The organism is Mariniphaga sp., assembly GCF_041687215.1.
Lineage (GTDB): Bacteria > Bacteroidota > Bacteroidia > Bacteroidales > Prolixibacteraceae > Mariniphaga.
The window spans coordinates 45280-64112 of sequence record NZ_JAWLCI010000024.1 but is presented as its reverse complement, the minus strand read 5'-3'; the positions used below and the strand labels follow the sequence as shown (position 1 = coordinate 64112).

Annotated in this window: 18 protein-coding genes; 8 read left to right on the top strand and 10 right to left on the bottom strand. The window is 42.3% G+C overall.

All coding sequences use genetic code 11. The features are described from left to right. Window positions 1-150: 150 nt before the first annotated feature. Window positions 151-1023, bottom strand: a complete 873-nt coding sequence (locus ACESMA_RS10470) for a pirin family protein (RefSeq protein WP_372948757.1) — start codon at window positions 1021-1023, stop codon at window positions 151-153. Window positions 1024-1181: 158 nt separating this feature from the next. On the opposite strand from ACESMA_RS10470, the gene ygiD reads away from it, so the two are divergent. Next, on the top strand, window positions 1182-2066 hold the full coding sequence (gene ygiD, locus ACESMA_RS10465; RefSeq protein WP_372948756.1) for a 4,5-DOPA dioxygenase extradiol: 885 nt from the start codon (window positions 1182-1184) through the stop codon (window positions 2064-2066). 31 nt (window positions 2067-2097) lie between these two features. On the opposite strand, the gene lysS is transcribed toward ygiD, so the two are convergent. Continuing rightward, on the bottom strand, window positions 2098-3807 hold the full coding sequence (gene lysS / locus ACESMA_RS10460) for a lysine--tRNA ligase (protein ID WP_372948755.1): 1710 nt from the start codon (window positions 3805-3807) through the stop codon (window positions 2098-2100). A gap of 123 nt (window positions 3808-3930) precedes the next feature. Between lysS and recJ the strand changes: the two genes are divergently transcribed. After that, complete coding sequence (gene recJ, locus ACESMA_RS10455; RefSeq protein WP_372948754.1) at window positions 3931-5655, top strand: single-stranded-DNA-specific exonuclease RecJ; 1725 nt, start codon at window positions 3931-3933, stop codon at window positions 5653-5655. Here the strand turns inward: recJ and ACESMA_RS10450 are convergent. The 8 genes from ACESMA_RS10450 to purE are packed head-to-tail and all read right to left on the bottom strand — an operon-like array spanning window position 5652 to window position 12946. Next, the gene (locus ACESMA_RS10450; protein WP_372948753.1) at window positions 5652-7082 is read right to left on the bottom strand and encodes an ArnT family glycosyltransferase; all 1431 of its coding nucleotides are present in this window, start codon (window positions 7080-7082) and stop codon (window positions 5652-5654) included. The genes recJ and ACESMA_RS10450 overlap by 4 nt on opposite strands. Window positions 7083-7102: 20 nt before the next feature. Beyond that, a complete protein-coding gene (locus ACESMA_RS10445; protein ID WP_372948752.1) occupies window positions 7103-7753 on the bottom strand; it encodes an HAD family hydrolase in 651 nt (216 codons plus the stop codon). Further along, window positions 7750-8892 (bottom strand): 1-acyl-sn-glycerol-3-phosphate acyltransferase, encoded by a 1143-nt coding sequence (locus ACESMA_RS10440; RefSeq protein ID WP_372948751.1) that lies wholly within the window; start codon window positions 8890-8892, stop codon window positions 7750-7752. The genes ACESMA_RS10445 and ACESMA_RS10440 overlap by 4 nt, the downstream gene beginning before the upstream one ends. Window positions 8893-8936: 44 nt before the next feature. Beyond that, window positions 8937-10979, bottom strand: coding sequence for a ComEA family DNA-binding protein (locus ACESMA_RS10435; protein WP_372948750.1), 2043 nt, complete (start codon window positions 10977-10979; stop codon window positions 8937-8939). Further along, window positions 10979-11848 carry a hypothetical protein gene (locus tag ACESMA_RS10430; protein ID WP_372948749.1) on the bottom strand — a complete coding sequence of 290 codons (870 nt, stop codon included), beginning with the start codon at window positions 11846-11848 and terminating at the stop codon, window positions 10979-10981. The genes ACESMA_RS10435 and ACESMA_RS10430 overlap by 1 nt, the downstream gene beginning before the upstream one ends. A gap of 9 nt (window positions 11849-11857) precedes the next feature. Beyond that, window positions 11858-12205 carry a type II toxin-antitoxin system PemK/MazF family toxin gene (locus ACESMA_RS10425; protein ID WP_372948748.1) on the bottom strand — a complete coding sequence of 116 codons (348 nt, stop codon included), beginning with the start codon at window positions 12203-12205 and terminating at the stop codon, window positions 11858-11860. Next, complete coding sequence (locus tag ACESMA_RS10420; protein ID WP_372948747.1) at window positions 12192-12404, bottom strand: hypothetical protein; 213 nt, start codon at window positions 12402-12404, stop codon at window positions 12192-12194. The genes ACESMA_RS10425 and ACESMA_RS10420 overlap by 14 nt, the downstream gene beginning before the upstream one ends. Before the next feature lie 26 nt (window positions 12405-12430). After that, a complete protein-coding gene (gene purE, locus ACESMA_RS10415; RefSeq protein ID WP_372948746.1) occupies window positions 12431-12946 on the bottom strand; it encodes a 5-(carboxyamino)imidazole ribonucleotide mutase in 516 nt (171 codons plus the stop codon). Window positions 12947-13050: 104 nt separating this feature from the next. Between purE and hpt the strand changes: the two genes are divergently transcribed. The 6 genes from hpt (at window position 13051) to ACESMA_RS10385 (ending at window position 18819) form a co-directional block, all read left to right on the top strand. Next, complete coding sequence (hpt, locus tag ACESMA_RS10410) at window positions 13051-13593, top strand: hypoxanthine phosphoribosyltransferase (RefSeq protein WP_372948745.1); 543 nt, start codon at window positions 13051-13053, stop codon at window positions 13591-13593. 12 nt (window positions 13594-13605) lie between these two features. Beyond that, window positions 13606-14178 carry an adenylate kinase gene (locus ACESMA_RS10405; protein ID WP_372948744.1) on the top strand — a complete coding sequence of 191 codons (573 nt, stop codon included), beginning with the start codon at window positions 13606-13608 and terminating at the stop codon, window positions 14176-14178. An 83-nt stretch (window positions 14179-14261) separates the two neighbouring features. Further along, on the top strand, window positions 14262-15251 hold the full coding sequence (gene obgE, locus ACESMA_RS10400) for a GTPase ObgE (RefSeq protein WP_372948743.1): 990 nt from the start codon (window positions 14262-14264) through the stop codon (window positions 15249-15251). Then, window positions 15251-15943 (top strand): phosphatase PAP2 family protein, encoded by a 693-nt coding sequence (locus tag ACESMA_RS10395; RefSeq protein WP_372948742.1) that lies wholly within the window; start codon window positions 15251-15253, stop codon window positions 15941-15943. The genes obgE and ACESMA_RS10395 overlap by 1 nt, the downstream gene beginning before the upstream one ends. Window position 15944: 1 nt before the next feature. After that, a complete protein-coding gene (locus ACESMA_RS10390; protein ID WP_372948741.1) occupies window positions 15945-17732 on the top strand; it encodes a MutS-related protein in 1788 nt (595 codons plus the stop codon). Between the two features lie 337 nt (window positions 17733-18069). After that, window positions 18070-18819, top strand: a complete 750-nt coding sequence (locus tag ACESMA_RS10385) for a redoxin domain-containing protein (RefSeq protein WP_372948740.1) — start codon at window positions 18070-18072, stop codon at window positions 18817-18819. Window positions 18820-18833 lie beyond the last annotated feature (14 nt).

Below are 18833 nucleotides of genomic sequence, written 5' to 3'. Positions count from 1 at the left end.
TAGGCGGCGGTCTGCAAAACCGTATACGGCGGTTCGAATCCGCCAGGAACCTCAACCCGCGACAGACCTCTTGATTATCAAGGGGTCTTTTTTTGGTTTATGGCAGAATTTGGGGCAGTTATGGCAAAAATCATAGGTTGAAATTTCAACCTATTTTTTCGGCAACGGCACAAAATCAGTTTCCCCCGGAATTGGAGGGAAATTTTGTTCTTCCCACTCCTTTTTTGCTTTTTCAATCTGGTCTTTGTCTGAATTTACAAAGTTCCAGTATATAAACCGCTCTTCCGGGAAAGGCTCGCCACCGAACAGGTAAACGGTTGAGTTCTTTTTCAAAACGAAACTGCACAACGAACTCTCTTTTGCAACAAGCAATTGGTTGGGTTCAAAAATATTCTCTTCAATTTTTATGCTTCCTTCTAAAATATAAAGTGCACTTTCTCCAAACAACTGACTGCCAATGTTCAGTTCTGTCTGTTCCTTGTTTTTCATTTCAATCAGATACAGCGGGCTGTAAACCGGAACCGGTGATTTTTTCCCAAAAGCCTCGCCTGCAATCAGTTTCATTTTCACTCCGTTTTGTTCCCATTCAGGAATGTCTTCCGCAGAAACATGTGTAAAAGATGGCTCTGACAGTTCTTTGTCTTTAGGAAGAGCAATCCAGATTTGCAATCCATGAAACGTTTTCTCTTTATCCCGAAGGTTTTCAGGAGTTCGTTCCGAGTGAACCACACCTTTTCCGGCTGTCATCCAGTTAACGGCGCCCGGTTTAATCTCCTGCACAGACCCTAAACTGTCGCGGTGCATGAGTGCGCCTTCAAAAAGATAAGTAAGTGTAGAAAGCCCGATATGCGGGTGCGGCGGTACGTCCAGATTTTCTGAACTGCTCAGTTGTGCAGGTCCCATGTGGTCTAAAAAAATAAAGGGCCCAACGGTTCGTTTTTCCCGGAATGGAAGCAACCGACCAACCATAAAGTTGCCAATATTAGCTGCCCGTTCTTCAATAATATGTCCGATGTTTGACATGATATGTGATTTTTGGTTTTTTAATTTTCGTGAAAGTGAAAGATACATTAAAATTATCATGACATTGTCGCGTACTTAAAAAAAGTAGTGCTGATTTCAAAATTCTGGATGCATTTTCGCAGCGAAAATTTTATTAGTATTGTATGAAATAAGTTTCAATGAAACGAAAGGATTTTATTCAGGCAATTTCTTTTTTGCCATTAACAGGAGTTACTATGAAACTGGAAGGTTTAAAAAAAATGACTGACTCCCTTGAAAGTACCGGAAAAATGCCGGTTCTTTTTCTGGGGCACGGAAGTCCGATGAACGCCATTGAAGAGAACGAATTTGTACAGGGGTTTCGAAAAACTGCCCGGTCGTTTGAAAAACCAAAAGCTGTGCTTTGTATTTCTGCACATTGGGAAACCCGGGGAACTTTTGTTACAGCAATGGAGCAGCCACCCACTATACACGATTTTGGCGGTTTTCCAAAAGAATTATTCGAAGTACAATATCCGGCACCTGGTAATCCTGAGCTGGCCCGTGAAACTAAAAACCTGGTAAAAAAGACTGAAGTTGAACTTGACCTGAACTGGGGACTTGACCACGGAGCCTGGTCGGTCGTCAAACACATGTATCCGGATGCTGACGTTCCTGTTATTCAAATGAGCCTCGATTACTCCAAACCCCCCGTATGGCACTATGAACTGGCAAAAGAGCTGGCCAACCTGCGGGAAAAAGGTGTATTGATTATTGGCAGCGGCAATATGGTGCACAACCTGCGCCGGGTGGCCTGGGATAAATTAAATGCCGAAGAATATGGCTTTGACTGGGCAATAGAAGCCAGTGCCAAAATGAAGGAATTTATTATGGACAGAAACCACAAACCTTTAATCGACTATTCTTCGCAGGGAAAGGCATTTCAGCTTGCCATTCCCACTCCCGAACATTATTTGCCATTGCTCTATTCGCTGGCATTAAGCGGAAACCAAGAAGAAACTCAACTTTTTAACGATAAGGCTGTTGCGGGTTCATTAACCATGACTTCAGTAAAAATAGGATAAAACCAAACAGGTACAAAAATTGTATTCTGCATTAGCTAACCAACTCCACAACCAGCCCCTCCTCCGTTTTCTCCACTTTAGCCAGATTATTTTTGGTGAGTCCTTTTATGGCTTTGTCCCATTTTTTGTTGCTTAACCCTGACTGATCTTTCAACTGATTTAAATCGATTGGGGAGGCTGTTTTTAACAGTTCCATCACCGCTTTTTCGTCTTCGGTGAGTTCCACTTTTTTCTTTTCGGGTTTCATTTGTGGAAAGAAAAGTACATCCTGAATGGAAGGGCTGTTGGTCATAAACATGGTCAGACGGTCGATTCCCATGCCCATTCCCGAGGTGGGTGGCATGCCGTATTCCAGCGCCCGCAAAAAATCCTGATCGATAAACATGGCTTCGTCGTCGCCTTTTTCCAGCAGTTTCACCTGGTCCTCAAAACGTTCGCGCTGGTCGATCGGGTCGTTTAATTCTGAATAGGCGTTGGCAATTTCTTTTCCGTTCACCATCAACTCGAAACGCTCAGTCAGTTCCGGGTTTTCGCGGTGGCGCTTGGTAAGCGGCGACATCTCAACCGGATAATCGGTAATGAATGTGGGCTGAATGTAGTGGTGCTCACACTTTTCGCCGAAAATCTCGTCAATCAGTTTTCCTTTGCCCATGCTCGTTTCGGTTTGAATACCCAACTTGTCACAAATATCGCGTAACTGTTCTTCGTTTTTCCCCAGAATATCGTACCCGGTGTGTTCTTTAATGGCATCTGCCATGGTAACCCGCGGGTAAGGTGTTTTAAAATCGATGAGGTTCTCTCCCACCTGAACTTTGGTAGTTTCGTGCAGCGCCAGTGCAACACGTTCCACAATCTGTTCGGTGAAGTTCATCATCCATTTGTAATCTTTGTAAGCCACATAAATTTCCATGGCAGTGAACTCCGGGTTGTGCGTGCGGTCCATGCCTTCATTCCGGAAGTCTTTTGCAAATTCGTAAACACCTTCAAATCCTCCCACAATCAGGCGTTTAAGGTAAAGTTCGTTGGCAATACGCAGATAAAGTGGAATGTTCAGGGAATTGTGGTGTGTAACAAATGGTCGCGCTGCAGCACCTCCGGGAATAGGCTGCAAAATGGGCGTTTCCACCTCAAGATAACCGTATTCGTTAAACATTTGTCGGATGGTATCCACAATTTTGGTGCGTTTAATAAAAACGTCCTTCACCTGTGGATTTACAATCAAATCAACATAACGCTGGCGGTAACGTTGTTCCGGGTCGGTAAAGGCATCATAGGTTTTGCCGTCTTTTTCCTTTACGGCTGGCAGCGGACGAAGTGATTTATTCAGGACGGTGAAATTTTTCACATGCACCGTGATTTCGCCCATTTGGGTTTTAAACACAAAACCTTCCACCCCGATGATGTCGCCCCGGTCGAGTAGTTTTTTAAACACTTCGTTGTAGAGGGTTTTATCCTCACCCGGACAAATCTCATCGCGATTTACATAAATCTGAATCCGCCCCTCGTGATCCTGTATTTCTGCAAAAGAAGCCTTGCCCATAATCCGGCGGTTCATAATACGTCCGGCCAGACAAACCTCCTGAAAGTTGTTTTCTTCTTCGTTAAACTTCTCCTTTATTTCGCGGGAAGTGGTGTTTATTTTATACTCGGCAGCCGGATAAGGGTCGATGCCCAGTTCTCGCAACTTTTTCAACGATTCTCTCCGAATAATTTCCTGTTCGCTTAATTCCTGATGATTCATTGTTCTCCCTTCAAAAAAATTTCCGCAAAGATAGTAAAAGATGGTGTGAATCATTTTAAGAATTCTTCTTCGGTTTCATTTGTTATCTTTGCAAACCGGGTAAGGAAAATTTTAAAAATACACATGGAAAAAATCTGGGAATTGAAAAAGCAGGGCGATCCGAACGAAATAAAACACCTGTCGGCAGCGCTAAACGTGAATATGACCATAGCGCGGTTACTGGTTCAGCGGGGGATTACCACCTTTAACGAGGCCAAGGCTTTTTTCCGTCCGCGGCTGAGCGATCTTCTTGATCCCTTTCTGATGAAAGACATGGATAAAGCGGTAGCCCGTTTGGAACTGGCCATTACCAACCAGGAAAAAGTGCTGGTTTACGGCGATTATGATGTGGATGGCACTACCTCGGTAGCGCTGATGTACACTTTTCTGAAACCACGCCTCGAGCACATTGAATATTACATTCCCGACCGGTACAGCGAAGGGTATGGCATTTCGCCAAAAAGCATCGATTATGCTGCAGAAAATGGTTTTACGCTAATCATTGCCCTCGACTGCGGAATAAAAGCCGTAGATAAAATTGCCGATGCTAAAAACCGGGGCCTCGATTTTGTTATTTGCGACCACCATAATCCGGATGATGAAGTACCTCCGGCAGTGGCTGTGCTCGATCCCAAACAACCCGACTGCAACTACCCCTACAAAGAACTTTCAGGGTGCGGAGTAGGTTTTAAGCTTTTGCAGGCCTATTGCCAGAAAAATAATGTTGAACTGGAGGAAATTTATGACCTGCTCGATTTGGTGGTAGTTAGCATTGCTTCTGACATTGTTCCCATTACAGGCGAAAACAGGGTTTTGGCATATTACGGTTTGAAAAAGCTGAATTCAAACCCGGGAATGGGATTGCAAACCATCATCAACCTGGCAGGAATTAACGGAAACGACATAACCATCAGTGACATCGTGTTTAAAATCGGCCCGCGGCTAAATGCTTCCGGACGGATTGAACACGGGAAGAAGTCCGTGCAGATTCTTGTATCCATTGACGAAGATAAATCTGACATTTTAGGTGAAGAAATCGATTCATTCAATGAAATCAGAAAAACGCTGGACCGCGACATTACGCAGGATGCGCTGGACATGATTGAAAACGACCCTGTTATGAAAGCCATGAACAGCACGGTGCTTTATAACCGCGACTGGCATAAAGGTGTGGTGGGAATTGTGGCTTCCCGCGTAACCGAGCAATATTACAGGCCTACCATAATTCTAACCGAATCGAACGGACTGGCAACAGGCTCGGCACGCTCGGTAAAAGATTTTGATTTATACGAAGCCATTGGCCAATGCAGCGATTTGCTGGAATCGTATGGCGGGCACATGTACGCTGCCGGACTTACCCTGAAAATTGAAAACGTTCCTGAATTCAGGCGAAGGTTCGAAGAAATTGTGACCAACCAGTTAACCGACCTTTCGCAGGTGCAAACCATTGAAGTGGATGCCAAAATTACGCTGAGTGAAATTACACCTCGCTTTTACCGCATTTTGAAACAATTTGCACCGTTTGGCCCACATAATATGACTCCGGTTTTTGTTACCGAAGATGTATTTGATGCCGGCACCAGCCGTTTGGTGGGAAAAAACAAAGAACATCTGAAACTCGATTTGGTGGAACCCGATGTAAATTCCGGCATTTTCCCCGGCATTGCGTTCAACCAGTCCGAAAAATTCGATTTGATAACTTCAGGGTTACCTTTTGATGTGTGCTATTCGATTACCGAAAATGAATACCGGGGCAAAACCAGCCTCCAGCTTTTTATCCGCGACATTAAAAAACGGGATATTTTTTAAATCAACCGGTACAATTTTATCTTCCCCTGATCCAATTCCGCAACAAGTTGATAATTTTTTCCCATCAACTTTAAAACCTTTTCATTCTCTCGCACAACAATCACAAATTCAGGAGAAGTTTTCATAATGCGATCCAATTCCTGATCTGCATCAATTTTAAAGGCCTTGTGTGTTTCAGTGAAAAGCAGATTGGCATGAACAAATTTGGTGGGGCTTTCCAAATCAAGCAGATAATAAACAATCTGTTGGTAATTGCCAACAAAAACTTTTTCTTCCGAATCCAGCTCCTGCTGAATGACAGAAGCAACTTCCCGCGGATAATCAGGTTTTAAAACTTCATTGTTAAAACTGATAATTTGAATAACAAGCACGAACACAATCAGCAATGCCAGCCCACTTTTTCGTGAAAATATGACTAAAGAATATTTATCTATTTTAAATTCGGAATGAAAAAATAAACCAGCCAGCAAACTCAGTGGGAGCATCAGTTGGACGGTGTAGTGGCTAAACTCTTTGCCTGGAAGGTAAATGGCAACTAAAATGCTGAAAACCCATACAACAAAAAACCATTTTAAGTTTCCTTTCAAAAAATTGTTGCGCTTAAAAATCACATAAAAAAGGAAAAAGGAAATGGGTAAAAATTTACCAATAAAGTCGGCCAGCATAACTCCGTATCTTTTCAGGGACGGATTGCTGCCGTAATTTCCGGGCAATTCATAAGTAACATAAAAAAATTCGTGAGCAGGATCGTCCAGCCAAAACCAGAGATTCAACAACCCGAAAGGAAGCAAAAAAGCCAATCCGGCCAAAACATACCTTCCCCAGAATTCGGTTCGCTGTAATATTTTTGTATCACTAATAATTTCTGTTACAAAGAAAAACAGGAAAAATGCCACCAAATCGAACAACACGAGGTATTTTATAATGAACCCAATTCCCATGAGCAGGCCGCCCAAAATCCAGGGTTTCATTTTGGGTTGAAGAAAAAGCAACAAAGTACTGATTGTGGTCAGGTTAAACAACAATTCGGTATTGGGTGACCGGCCATGGTAAACCCAAATGGAGGTATAAAAAATGTAAATCAGTCCTGATGCAATAGCTGCTTTTCTGTTTTTGAAAAATCGTTTTGAAACCTTATAAACGAGAAAAGCCGTAAATCCGACCACCAGCGCAAAAACAAACCGTTTCATAAAAATGGAGCCGCCAAAAAGAAACTCCAGCGCAGCATAAAACAAAAAAATGCCGGCTGGTTTGGTGTCGGTAACATCGGTATAAAGTTCTTTCCCCTGTAAAATTTCGCGGCCAATAATCAGGTAGGTCGATTCATCGTGATCGAGCAAACTGGGAAAAAAACTGAAAAGGCGAAATAAAACCGAAACAGTTAAAAAAGTCAGCAAAATGTACTTTTCAGAGAATAGTGTTTTCATTTTAATGGTTAGGTAGTTTGTCAAACAAAATTAATGTCTTCAACTTTTTTCATCTCGAAAAGATTATTCAACACGAAAGCACCGGTTTTTTTCAGCCTTTCTTCCGACTGGTGCCCGTCGGCAATCAGAATGCAGCGGATTCCCAGTTCCTGTGCCACTTCAAAATCATGAATGGTATCGCCAATTATCAGGGCTTTTTCTTTTTCAATTTTGAACTGATTAATAAGCTGCTGCCCGCGCTCCACCTTCGAAACGGCGTAATGATCGCCCAGTCCGGCAACAGCTTCAAAAAACCGAAAAATGCCATTGTGCTTTAATGTTTTCTCTAGCATATCCTGGTGCATGGCCGAAAGCACAAACTGCTTTAATCCTTTTTCTTCGAAAAAACTGAGAACATCCAAAGGTCCGGGTTGAAGCGTACAATTTTCTACCTGGCTTTCGTATAATGAAATGAACTCCATGGCAGGAACTTTAAAAGCTTCTTTGGTGAAATCGAATCCAACTGCCTGGTAGTAATCTTTTACCGGAAATGAAAAAACTTCCTTGTACTTTTCAGGGTTTAATATTGGCAGTTTTCTGTTTTCGAGCAAAATATTTATTGATGAAACACACAAGCCAAGGTCGTTCAGCAGCGTTCCGTTCCAGTCCCAGATAATTGCCCGTGCATTCATTTCAAATCCACCACTTTCATTTTGTTAATTACCGGATTGGCATACATTTTCAGGAAACGTTCCTGGATATCGGTAATGGGAAAGTCGATAAAAATCATCGCCTGTTCGAGCATGGTTTTAAAAACTTTCTTTTCGTGCGAAGTGTATCTGTGTTTGAACTTTGGCTCGGGCATCAGCATATCGTAGGCGATAAAATTGTTGGGCCACAATTTAAAGTTGGCGTAAATCTGATTGTCAACCTTTTGCGCCAGTTCCTTAATTTGCTGATTTTGCTGCTCTTTGGATTTTACCTCTTCGAAATTCACTTCAATGGGCTGCCCGAACGAAAAGCGCATTCTGCCTTTCGGATTGAACATTCCCATCGACATACTTTTCAAATCGTCTTTATCTGTTTTCTTTTGTCCGTAATGTTCCTTTTTAATGAGTTCCTTCATTTTGGCCAAACCGCACGGTTCAATTTCATACGAAATGGAAACCGGAACAATATTGAGCTCATTAAATCCATCAGAAAAACTCTTTTTATTGCTCATGTTCAGCATTTTCAAAACGCTTTCCTGGGTTTTATCGAAACCGTCTTTGGTGCGGCCTTCGCGCTGGGCAATCCAAACAGAAAGGTTGTCTTCGGTGATGGATTTCCGGATAAAATGCGAAACTTTTTGCGACGCTTCCATCAGCTCGCGTGGTGGCAAATTGCGTTTAATAATAAATGCCCGGTTGAGTTTCACCGCATGCTCAATCCACTCGTACAACAAAAGGTTGTTGCCAATTGCAATTTGGGTGGTGTTCATCCCTTTTTCAAAAATGAGGTAATTGAGCAAAGCGGCATCGAGAATAATATCGCGGTGATTGGAAATAAAAAGGTAGGGTTTGGTTTTGTCCAGGTTTTCAAACCCGGTGCATTGGAGTCCGTCTGAAGTTTTGTTGATGATCCACCGCAGCAAATCGTACACAAAAGTGCCTTGCAACTGCTTTATTTTACGAATCATCCGCAACTGTAACTTCACCATTTCCACCTTCGGACGGTTTTTAAAAAGGTACATCAACACCCTCTCAAAAGCAGGGTCTTTTACCATTGTTCTAATCTTCTCCCTTGCCTCCTTATCGGTGTAAGGGCGAATGTCGTCAAAATTATACTCCATTTTGTAGCTGTTCAAATTGCGGGAACAAAGTAACGAATTCGGATTTACATTTTCAACCTCAACTGAAATTTTAACTCAGTTTTTTGATTTCCAGCGATTTCGTTGTAACCCGAACTGATTAATTCGGCGCCGCCTTGCAAGGTGTTTGCCAGTTTAAACCAGATTTCGGCATTTTGGCTAATTTTGTATTTCAGATTGAGGTACGTGCGAAAACCCTTTCCGAAAAATGCCGGAACGGCAAACGTGTAAAGCAAATCATTTTCATAAGCATAAATGCGGGAGTTGTAACTTTCGGTATTAAAATAAGCCAGCCTGGCTGAAAGGTTAAGCGGAATTTTTCCCGGCGAATATTGCACATCCTGAAAAACCATCCAACCGTTTTCTGATTCCAGCCCTTTGTAAAAAACATGCTCAAGTCTGGTTTTCAGTGTAATGATATCTGACGGATTGTATTGAAAATGTAACCGCGATTTCCTGAACTGTTCCGGCAAATCCTCATACTTTTCCTCTACTCTGAATTTTTGTTCCTTTTCTTCATTTTTATAGCGAAGGTAAAACTGCACTTTTTTTGAAAATCTGAAATCAGCCTGAGCTAAAACATCCCATCCGGTTGAAGGTCCGGCAGTTGTAAAGTTTATCCATTCTGAGCGGTAAAAATCGGAATAAGCAGAAAGTGTAACAAATCTCACGGGCAAAATGCGTGTGCCTAAATACAAACCGGTTTCGTTAGCTGCAGAACTCACTTCAGAAAATGGTGTAGCCCACATGGCGTGGTAATTTTTATCAAAATGGCGAAACAATCCTGAAAACTGGATGCGATCGTGAAGATGTGCAGTGGCACCCTGCAAAATTGCTTTTCCTTTCGATTTGGAAACAGCAACCTCTCCAAAAAGCTGGTATTTGCCTTTGCTGTAGAGGTAATCAGCACCTGCCACCATGTTTTCTTTTCCACTGAATCGAAAGCGGTTGTAAAGCTGGTCGCTCCTGATGAACGGCATATTGAACTGCCGGTAAAGAACTGTGGCGCCAATTTTCAGGTTTTGAAAACTCCACGAGGCAACTGCTCCCACATTCAAATCATTTACACTGTTTTTGTCTTCAATTTCGCTTTGTGTACGGTGGTATCCCGAGGTTTGCAGACTGGTAAAATAATTCCCCAGCGAATCTGAATAGGCCAGATTACCATCGCTGTTTTTCTGAGAATAAAACAAACTCACCCGAGCATCGCCAAGTTTCAGTGTGGTGGAAGCGCCTCTGAAAAACTGGTTTTCGTCGGTGGAAGTGTATGCCCGAACCCCCTGGTTGGTTTTGGAAATGTTTAGCGAGTTCAGCGATTTTCCGATGGCAAAACCCTGCCACAACACCAAACCCTGGCCGCTGCGTACCACAAAATCGCCCACGGTAATGTTTTCAATCACCGGACTGACTTTCAGACTTAAATGAGCTGAATAAAAATCAAAACCCTGCTTGTTTGAACCTGAAAAGAAGGCCTCGCCAGGATCTTTTTCAGCGGTGATTCCGGCAGAAATATTATCGCCCGACTGAAACCGGTAGCGGGTGTAGTATCGGGCCCGGTTGCCTTCATACGGTGTGGTGCTGTCGTCCCTTTCCTTGTATCCCTGCGGTTTCTGCAATGTTCCCAGCGTTCGTGCCAAAAGTTCGTGCCGGCCGTATTTCAGCATTTCCGGAACGGAGCGGGTTTTTTCTTCTTTAGGCCCAAACCAGATGAAAGGTTCTATTTTCATCAGCAATTCAGGCGAAAATCCGTCAATGGTGTTCAATTCATAAATGGATAACGCCGGACCAAATTCCTTGAGGTAATTAAGCAACTTCTGAATCTGAATATCATCCAGCAAATGCAACCGCGACAATTGTTCACGAGTTGTTGCATTTATATTCAACGGGTTGTTGGCAAATCCTTCCAAATCTTCCATAATCAGAGCTGCATCTGTTTCTTCTCCCAATTCTTCCAGAATCGATTCGATAATGGCTTCCAACTGAACTGCAGATTCAGGCGTTTGTGCCCAAACATAAAAGGGAAAAGCAGTCAGCAAAAACAGTGCAGTATGTTTGAGGAATCGTCTCATTACAAATAAATTTGAATTGAAACAGAAGGCGTTATACCCAGATTACCATAGTAACTGAACCCCAGGTCGGCTGAAAGATTACCGGTTTTGTAGCCCACCCCGGCTGTGTATTTAAATGGCTTGCCCGAAACACCAAACCGCAGTGCCAAATTTTCCATGGGCAAAAATTCGATGCCGGTTTTCAAAAGTGCCGGATTTTGATTGTCTTTTTCAGCTTCAAATGCTACCAAAACCATCTCACTAAACCGGTAATGACCACCACCACGGAACACCACAGGCATTTCAACTTTTCCTGCTGGTGATTCAATTCCACCTTTCAACGGATTAAAAACATGTGCGCCCAAATGCAGTTTTTCCGAAGGTTGAAAAAGTACGCCGCCCTCAACCGTTGCAAAACCTTTTGCCCGTGCATTTTCGGGGAAAGTCTGGGTAAGGTAATCTAGCTGAATACCGGCACTCCATTTTTCCGACAACTGTCGGGCGTAAGCCAGTGCGTATTTGTTTTCTTTAAATAACCCGCTGCCAAACTGAAAAAAGCTCAAACCAAATGCCCCTTCGCCCACAGGCAAAACTATCGAACCGGCAGAAAGTGATAGCAGGTCAACGCCAAACCTCGATTCGTAAAAAAAGCCGGCAGAAAATCCGTCGAGCCCGGCAATTCCCGCCTGGTTATGAAACGTTCCCCACACATCGGAAAACGAAACAGAAGCATCTGAAAGGCCCAGTGAACGGGCACCAATGGGGTGGTTTTCGATGGCCTGAACTTTTACCCCGACACAGAAAACCAAACAAGCCAGTAAAATATTTATCCTTATTAACTGACTATAAGTTTTAAATTTTAATTGATATGTGTTTAAGTATTTATTCAAACAATCAAATTATTCTGTGTCAATAGATAAAACCTTTGCTAACCCGTATTTTATTTCATTGAGAATTTCATTTGAAACAGTACCTAACTTTTTCACAAACCGGTTTTCTGAAACTGAACGAACCTGAAAACAATCTGCAGAGGATAGCTTTCTTAAACCATTTATTTGGGCGGGTTCAATTCTGATCATCCACGGAGCATTTTCAAACTTTTGCTTCCAGTCTGTTACAGGTACTATCACTTTTAAAGGAAGCTTTCCTAAAGTATTATCATTAACAACAACGGCAGGTCTTGTTTTTTTTATTTCAGCTCCTACCGTAGGGTCAAGATTTATCAGCCAGATTTCACCTTGTTTCATAAAAATCTTCAAAATCAATGTCGGTAAAAGCAGTTAAATCCTTGTCTTTTTTATAATCTGAGTATAAAGCCTCAGCAGCCAGATTCATCTGATCTAAATCCTCTTTTTTTCTAATCGTATGCAATGTTTTTTCTACCAAATACATACGTTTATGTAACGGCAGTTTTTCAATTTCCTTTAAAAGTTCATCTGCTTTCATCCGAATTCATTTTATGAGAATAATTTTCAGTTCGTCTTAAACTTGTACTTCACTTCTGAAAGTTCTTTGTTGGCTTTTACAATTTTCTGTTTCAGGCTTTCCTTGTACTGAATCATTTTTTGCATCAGTTCGGCATCGCCGGTGGCCATCATTTGCACGGCAAGGATTCCTGCATTCATAGCGCCATTTACTGCTACAGTAGCAACCGGAATTCCCGGAGGCATCTGTACAATTGACAAGATGGAATCAAATCCTTCAAGACTGGCTTTAATGGGAACACCAATAACCGGTAGCGGAGTCATAGCCGCAATTACGCCGGGCAAATGGGCAGCCATTCCGGCACCTGCAATAATCACTTTCACGCCACGGTCTTTGGCGCTTTTGGCAAATTTTTCCACTTCGTCGGGCGTACGGTGGGCCGAAAGGGCGTTCATTTCAAACGGAATTTCAAACTCATCAAGCAGTTGTGCCGCTTTTGCCATCACATCCAAATCAGATGTGCTCCCCATGATAATACTAACTTTTGGTTCCATCTTTTGCATTTTAAATTTTCAGTTAATCAATTTGTTTTGTTATTTTGTGGCTTCAAAATTTTAAGGCGAAAATACAGCATTAAAGATATTTATAAAAATAATTTTTCCCGTTAATGAAACAAGTTAAAATCCACAATAAAAATTTTCAGCTATTTATTCCTTACGAAAAAATCCGTGCAACTGTTGAAAAAATGGCCGAAAGCATGAATAACGATCTGGCCGGAAAAAACCCATTGTTCATTTGCATCCTGAATGGATCATTTATGTTTGCTGCCGAATTGTTTAAGCGCATCAACCTTGTGGAAACCGAAATTTCGTTTGTAAAACTGGCTTCGTATGCCGGCGACAAGACCACCGGCGAAATAAAACAGCTTATCGGACTGAACGAAAAAATTGAAGGGCGTACGGTGGTTGTGCTGGAAGATATTGTGGACAGCGGTTTAACCATTGGGCATATACAGGAACAACTTGTGCTGCTAAATCCAAGAGAAGTATTGATTGCGACCCTGTTACTTAAACCTGATGCTTTAAAAACACAGGTACAACTGGACTACATCGGCATGGAAATTCCAAACGATTTTATTGTCGGTTACGGTCTGGATTACGACGGACACGGACGCAACCTCATTGACATTTACTCAGTTATTAACGAATAAAACCAAAACATCATGTTGAATATTGTATTATTTGGCCCCCCCGGGGCAGGAAAAGGAACACAAGCCGAGTTTTTAATCAATGCGTTCGGATTGATTCATTTATCAACCGGCGATTTATTGCGCAGTGAAATTGCAGCCGGAACTAAACTTGGACTGGAAGCCAAAGCATTTATGGACAAAGGCGAACTGGTGCCCGATGCCGTGGTTATTGGCATGATAAAAAGCAAGCTGGAAGCCAATAAAGATGCCAAAGGGTTTATTTTCGACGGCTTTCCACGCACAGTTGATCAGGCCAAAGCGCTTGACGAATTGCTTAATGCAAATGGTACGCCCATTTCCGGCATGTTGAGCCTGGAAGTTGAAAAGCAGGAACTCATCGACCGTTTGCTGAGTCGCGGAATAAGCTCGGGTCGTGCCGACGACCAGGACCAGTCCATTATTGAAAACCGAATTAACGTTTACAACGAAAAAACATCACCGCTTATTGAATATTACAAAAAGCAGGGAAAACATTTCGGTATCAACGGCATGGGAACCATTGATGAAATTGCTGAACGGTTAAAAGCGGTTGTGGAAAAATTGTGAATTGAAATTTTCTGCAGTTCACCAACTTCAGTAAAATCAAACAAAAATCCCTAAAACACATTTTGAAAGTAAAAGGATAGAAAATGGCTGAAACAAATTTTGTTGATTATGTAAAAATCCACTGCAAATCGGGGCACGGCGGAGCCGGTTCGGCCCATTTGCGGCGCGAAAAATTTGTGCCCAAAGGTGGTCCCGATGGAGGCGACGGCGGGCGCGGCGGCCATATTATCCTGGAAGGAAATCAGCACAAATGGACCCTACTTCATCTGAAGTTCCGAAAACACCTGAAAGCAGGCAACGGAGAATCGGGCGGCGGCCAGAAAAAATCCGGCGCCGATGGCGAAGACATCATCGTGGAAGTTCCGTTGGGCACTATTGTCAAAGATGCGGAAACTAATGAATTTATTTTCGAAATAACAGAACACGGCGAACAAAAAACCCTGATGCAGGGAGGCCGCGGCGGACTGGGAAACGACCATTTTAAGTCATCAACCAACCAAACGCCACGCTATGCTCAGCCCGGCGAAGAAGGCCAAGAAGGCTGGAAAATTCTGGAATTAAAAATATTGGCCGATGTTGGTTTGGTGGGTTTCCCCAGCTCCGGAAAATCGACCCTCCTCTCAGTGGTTTCGGCAGCCAAACCCAAAATTGCCGACTACCCGTTTACCACACTCACGCCCAACCTGGGCATTGTGAGCCACCGCGAAGAACAGTCGTTTGTTATGGCCGACATACCCGGAATTATTGAAGGCGCCCATGAGGGAAAAGGGTTGGGGCTGCGGTTCCTGCGCCACATCGAACGCAATCCGATGTTGCTGTTTATGGTGCCCGCCGACAGCGCCGACCATAAAAAAGAATACAACATTTTGCTGAACGAACTGGAAAAATACAATCCGGAGTTGCTCGATAAGCAACGTTTTCTGGCCATCAGCAAAGCCGACATGCTCGACGAGGAATTGATGAAAGAAATCAGTAAAGAATTAAAAGGAATCTCGCACCTGTTTTTTTCATCGGTTACCGGATTCAACATTCAGCAACTAAAAGACAAAATCTGGCAAATACTGAATAGTTAATGGCATTTTTTCAAAAAATACTGGAATTTGACACTGAGTTTTTTTTATACCTGAACAGTTTTCACAACGATTTCTGGGATACCATGATGCTGATGATTACCCGAAAAGAAACCTGGATTCCGTTTTTTGCCATTATCCTGTTTTTCATTTTCAAAAACTACCGGAGCAAATGGTGGCTGGTAATCCTTTTTGTAGCCTTAACCGTTTTACTTGCCGACCAGCTTTCGGTTTTGCTCAAGGAAACGATTCAGCGGCTCCGACCGGTGCACAACCCCGAAATTGAGCATCTTGTTCATAATGTGTTGCGAAAAGGCGGGCTGCACGGATTTGTTTCTTCTCACGCGGCCAACTCTTTTGCCTTGTTTGCCTTTACAACGCGGCTGTTTCGCAACCGGGGCTACTGGTTTCTGATGCTGTTTTGGGCTGTGCTATTTTCTTATTCACGTATCTATTCCGGCGTTCATTATCCGCTCGATATTTTGGGCGGCGCTGTTTTAGGATGGCTCATAGGAGTGGGAACATACAAAACGCTCATGTTTACGGAAAACTATTTTTTTCTGGCCAAAATTCCCAAAATTGAAACAACCAATCTGGATTCAAAACAATCGGGTCTTATCTTTCTGGTTTTCTGTGTACTGGCAATTACAGTTGTTATTATGACATCCCTATTGCATCATTACAATTATTTGTGAAATGGAAACTTCTGCCAGTGAATTTTATCGATCGAAACAGGAAACTTTCAAATCGAAACTAAAGACCGTTTCACAAAAAATCAGACTTTTTGCCTGGTACCGGCTGGCCGCATTTATTTTGATTTTTATTCCGGTTGCCGTTTGGGGCTGGAAAGGTTGGCTCACCGTTTTTCCTGCAATGTTTTTTATGGGCTTTTTTTTCTTTTTGGTGAAGAAGAACATTCAGCTTGAAAGACAAAAAAAGAAGTTTAAAGCGCTGAAAAAAATCACCGAAGATGAGTTACTCGCCCTGAAACATCAGTTCAGTCATTTCGAAAACGGGAAAGAATTTCTGAATCCGGCCCATTTCAACTCCTACGATTTGGATTTATTTGGAGAAGATTCAGTTTTTCAGTTTATCAACCGCACCTCAACCTTAAGCGGAAAACAGCGGCTGGCAGAGTGGCTGCAATCTCCGCCACTCGATAAAACTGAAATTGAACAGCGCCAGGAAGCTGTTCGCGAACTTTCCAAAATTCCCAACTGGCGGTTGCATTTTCTGGCAAACGGTCATCTGTTTAAAGAAACTCCGGAACTGAATGAAGAAATCAAACGCTGGTCGGAAACCGACCTGAAACTGAACCGTCCTGCTGTTATTCGTGTATCGATTATTGTCATTCCATTGCTGACCATCCTGGCAGCTATTCCGGCATTCATGGGAATTTCCAATCTGTGGATTGTCCTGATGGTTTTCATCCAATGGGCAATCCTATGGTTTTCAAGAAAAAGAATTGCGCAGTATTATGAATTCTTTGGCCGAAAGTCTGAATTACTGGGAAAATACATGCAACTGCTCGAATTCATTGAAGAACGCGAATTTCAGGCTCCATTTCTATTGGATTTGCAGAAAAAAGTACGAAAACCCGACAAGGCAAGCCACATTTTCAGGCAATTAAAAAAACTGGTTGGGCAGTTTGAATACCGCCAAAACCTTGTAATTGCCATTGTTTTTAATTCCCTGTTTTTATGGGATTTACGTTGCGTTTACAAACTTTGGAACTGGCACCGGCGCAACCAAAAAAAACTGACGGTCTGGCTCGATGTAATTGCCGAAACGGATGCGCTCATCAGTTTGGCAAACCTGGCATACAACCATCCGGAGTTTGTTTATCCAGAAATTCACGACGGCGGTTTTACTTTTCATGCCAAACAACTGGGCCATCCGCTGTTGCCGGCAGAAAAACGGATAAACAACGACCTGTTCATCAACGGATGGGGAAAAGTGTTGATAATAACCGGCGCCAACATGGCCGGGAAAAGTACTTTTTTGCGCACGGTAGGCGTAAACCTGATTTTAGGCCGAACGGGCGCTCCGGTGTGTGCGAAAAAGCTGGTTTTTAGTCCGATAAAAGTTTACACCAACATGCGCACCACCGACAACCTGCTGAAAGACGAATCCTATTTTTTTGCCGAACTCAAACGCATCAAAACAGTGCTCGATCGGCTGGAAAAAGGGGAAAAGATTTTTGTTATTCTCGATGAGATGCTGAAAGGGACCAATTCGGTGGATAAACTGAACGGTTCGCGCCAACTGATTCGAAAATTACTGGAGCTGAAAGCTGTGGCTTTAATTGCAACCCACGATTTGAAAATCAGCGAAATGGAAAAAGAATACCCGCAAATGGTGTTCAACAAATGTTTCGAAATCGAACTGGAAAACGATGAAATGATTTTCGACTACCTGCTTACCGACGGCGTTACCAAAACCATGAATGCTACTTTTTTGATGAAAAAAATGGGGATAATATAACAGTTTCATCATTATAAACATTTAACTTTTGTCCAATTTTATGCTTTTAAATATTCGAATCAAAAGTTCATTTTCTTTGTGTCGGAACTGTTAAAAAACATTAAAATGTCATTTTGTTTCAACCACTCATAATAGCTAAAAATCCAGCTTATTTTAACCAATTGGCAGAATTACGGTATTGAAACACCTACAAATTAGCAAATAGCTGTTTTTTAACCTGAAAAAATCAAATAATTAGAATAGCAACAGATTTCAGGTTTTTCGCATCAATTATTCTGTTAGTTAAAACCGCCGTTAAAGCACAGTAACTTACTTGTACATTTAAATACAATAAATTATGAAAAAATTATTTATACCACTTTTTGCCGTGCTATTCTTCACAGGGATTTCTTATTCCCAGAAACAGATACCCTTAATTGGATCTAATGCGCCTTCCTTTAAAGCAAATTCAACAAATGGGGTGCTGACATTTCCAAACGACTTTGGGGAGAGTTGGAAAATTCTTTTTAGCCATCCGCAGGATTTTACTCCGGTCTGTACAACTGAGTTACTGGAACTTGCTTATAAGCAACCGGAGCTTGAAAAACTTGGAGTTAAGGTTGCCGTCATTTCGGTGGACAATATAAAGCAGCACGAAAACTGGAAGCGTCACCTCGAAAGCATAGATTTTAAAGGTCGCGGGCTGCAATCAATTCAGTTTCCGCTTTTCGAAGACCCGAATGCACTCAATTCAATAAAATATGGCATGCTTCACAGACCTTCCAGTACAAGTAAAGACGTCAGGGGAGTTTATGTCATTGATTCTAAAAATGTTGTCCGAGCAATCAATTTCTATCCCGTTGAAATAGGAAGGAATATGGATGAAATCATTCGGATAGTTGAAGCTTTAAAAACTGCCGACGACGAAGAATATATTTCTACTCCGGTTAACTGGAATAGAGGAGATGATGTGCTGGTTACCTACAGACCATTTAGCAATGAGCAATATAAACTGGACCCAAAAAAATATGATGCTCAATTTTACAGTTTGGATGATATGATTTGGTTTAAAAGAACAACTAAATCTACTGTTTTGGAAAATGAATAAAATTATTCGTGGCA

Bases quoted from the DNA above. Each gene is read 5' to 3' on its own strand.
- ACESMA_RS10470 (WP_372948757.1), bottom strand. From the start codon at position 1,023: ATGTCAAACATCGGACATATTATTGAAGAACGGGCAGCTAATATTGGC.
- ygiD (WP_372948756.1), top strand. From the start codon at position 1,182: ATGAAACGAAAGGATTTTATTCAGGCAATTTCTTTTTTGCCATTAACA.
- lysS (WP_372948755.1), bottom strand. From the start codon at position 3,807: ATGAATCATCAGGAATTAAGCGAACAGGAAATTATTCGGAGAGAATCG.
- recJ (WP_372948754.1), top strand. From the start codon at position 3,931: ATGGAAAAAATCTGGGAATTGAAAAAGCAGGGCGATCCGAACGAAATA.
- ACESMA_RS10450 (WP_372948753.1), bottom strand. From the start codon at position 7,082: ATGAAAACACTATTCTCTGAAAAGTACATTTTGCTGACTTTTTTAACT.
- ACESMA_RS10445 (WP_372948752.1), bottom strand. From the start codon at position 7,753: ATGAATGCACGGGCAATTATCTGGGACTGGAACGGAACGCTGCTGAAC.
- ACESMA_RS10440 (WP_372948751.1), bottom strand. From the start codon at position 8,892: ATGGAGTATAATTTTGACGACATTCGCCCTTACACCGATAAGGAGGCA.
- ACESMA_RS10435 (WP_372948750.1), bottom strand. From the start codon at position 10,979: ATGAGACGATTCCTCAAACATACTGCACTGTTTTTGCTGACTGCTTTT.
- ACESMA_RS10425 (WP_372948748.1), bottom strand. From the start codon at position 12,205: ATGAAACAAGGTGAAATCTGGCTGATAAATCTTGACCCTACGGTAGGA.
- ACESMA_RS10420 (WP_372948747.1), bottom strand. From the start codon at position 12,404: ATGAAAGCAGATGAACTTTTAAAGGAAATTGAAAAACTGCCGTTACAT.
- purE (WP_372948746.1), bottom strand. From the start codon at position 12,946: ATGCAAAAGATGGAACCAAAAGTTAGTATTATCATGGGGAGCACATCT.
- hpt (WP_372948745.1), top strand. From the start codon at position 13,051: ATGAAACAAGTTAAAATCCACAATAAAAATTTTCAGCTATTTATTCCT.
- ACESMA_RS10405 (WP_372948744.1), top strand. From the start codon at position 13,606: ATGTTGAATATTGTATTATTTGGCCCCCCCGGGGCAGGAAAAGGAACA.
- obgE (WP_372948743.1), top strand. From the start codon at position 14,262: ATGGCTGAAACAAATTTTGTTGATTATGTAAAAATCCACTGCAAATCG.
- ACESMA_RS10395 (WP_372948742.1), top strand. From the start codon at position 15,251: ATGGCATTTTTTCAAAAAATACTGGAATTTGACACTGAGTTTTTTTTA.
- ACESMA_RS10390 (WP_372948741.1), top strand. From the start codon at position 15,945: ATGGAAACTTCTGCCAGTGAATTTTATCGATCGAAACAGGAAACTTTC.
- ACESMA_RS10385 (WP_372948740.1), top strand. From the start codon at position 18,070: ATGAAAAAATTATTTATACCACTTTTTGCCGTGCTATTCTTCACAGGG.